We start from the raw sequence: 1,889 nt of genomic DNA, 5'->3' as shown, positions 1-1,889 counted from the left end.
CTACAACGACGCCTCAGCAATTACTGGGGCTTTTTTATTTATGGAGCATGTGGTATATATCATATATTCTGGATCAGGATCAAAGTTGTGGGGCAGATTCGAGTTTCGGAACTTTCGGCCGGCTGATAAGTGCAAAAGGTTTAAGCAAAAACTTAGACCTTCGTGTTTTACGGTGGACCATCAAAAGGGGAGTCATCAATTGTTGTGTTTTGTCCTGCTCATTTATTTTAAATGCCTTTTTTATCGCAAGACAAAAGAGTTCAATTGATTCTTTGGAAGGAATCAATTGGCGAAGACCTTGGATAAACCTGTTGTTCGCCTCACAACTGGGGAGTATAAAGTAGATTGTGTAAACAGTTAGAAGAACGACAATAATAGTCCTCGCCGAAGTGGAGCGTAGCGGAACGAGTCGAGGACTATTATTTAAACTATTAACTTTAAAAAACACAATCAAAAAATGGAACCAAAAAACAAACTGGAGGATAAATTCCCCAAAGGCTTTTTTAAACAATTTAAGAGCAAAGAATCTTTTCAAGATTATTTTAATTCATTATTTAAACAAGGCATTGAAGAAATGCTACAAGGTGAATTAGACGAGCACTTAGGCTATACTAAACACGATAAAGTAGGCTATAACACTGGCAATAGCCGTAACGGCACCTTTCAAAAAACAATTATTACCGAAAATGTAGGCGATGTTTTATTAAATATTCCACGAGATCGAAACGGTGAATTTGAACCTCAAATTATCCCTAAAGGTCAAACTATAAGTAGTAAAATTGAAGATGCTATTTTGGGAATGTATAGTCGTGGTATGACTACCAGTGATGTGCGTAATCAAGTATTAGATATTTATGGTTTAGAAATAAGTGAAACAACGGTTTCAAATATAACTGAGCGTGTAATGGAATCGGCCAAAGAATGGCAGCAGCGACCATTAGAATCAGTTTATTACGCAGTTTGGATGGACGGCATCGTACTCAAAATAAGAGAAGATGGCAAAGTGATTAATAAATGTGTTTACATCGTTATCGGTTTAAATTCAGAAGGAATGAAAGAGGTGCTTGGTTTTTGGATTGAAAAAACAGAATCAGCTTCTTTCTGGATGAGTGTTTTAACTGATTTAAAAGCGCGTGGCGTAGAAGATATACTTATTGCTTGCACCGATAACTTAAAAGGTTTTACACAAGCTATTAGCGCTGTTTTTCCTGATGCTGTTACACAAATATGTATTGTTCATCAAATCCGTAATAGTTGCAGGTTTGTTGTATGGGGCGATAGAAAAGAGTTTTGTAGAGATTTAAAAAAAGTATACACGGCTATTAATGCTAAAATTGCTGTAGAAGAGTTAGAGAAATTTAAAACAAAATGGAGCGCTAAATATAAATATGCTATCACGTCTTGGGAAGAAAACTGGGATAATCTTTCAAACTATTTTGAGTATCCATTAGAGTTACGACGCATTATTTACACAACAAATACAATCGAAAACTTAAATCGAGGAATAAGAAAATACACGAAAACTAAAACTCAATTTGTAAATGAAAATGCTGCAACAAAATCAATTTATTTATCAATCCAAAACATCGAAAAAGCATGGGCTAAGCCTATCACAAATTGGGGCTTAATTCTTAATCAATTTTTAGTTATCTTTGAAAAAAGATGTAAACTATAAAATCCTGTTTACACAATTTACTTTACACTCTCCCGACCTGACATGAATTTTTAAAGAAGATGTCGCTTCGAGTGATTTTTTTACGTGTTCCTGTAAAAAATTTGTAGCGAGAAGTGGTTATACAGGTCTCGATACAAAAACTCAAGGAGGCAGAGTTTTTTACCCGACCTGACATGAACTTTTAAAGACGATGTCGCTTCGAGTGATTTTTTTG

At 34.9% G+C, this 1,889-nt stretch carries 1 protein-coding gene; it reads left to right on the top strand.

Going from position 1 to position 1,889, the window contains the following annotated elements:
- The first annotated feature begins 457 nt into the window (after nucleotides 1-457).
- Nucleotides 458-1,675, top strand: coding sequence for an IS256 family transposase (locus ABIQ27_RS08400; RefSeq protein ID WP_348033433.1), 1,218 nt, complete (start codon nucleotides 458-460; stop codon nucleotides 1,673-1,675).
- The last annotated feature ends 214 nt before the right edge of the window (nucleotides 1,676-1,889 follow it).

Source organism: Flavobacterium sp., assembly GCF_039916025.1.
Lineage (GTDB): Bacteria > Bacteroidota > Bacteroidia > Flavobacteriales > Flavobacteriaceae > Flavobacterium.
Note: the sequence above shows the minus strand (reverse complement) of the source record. Positions and strands in the feature narration are given on the sequence as shown.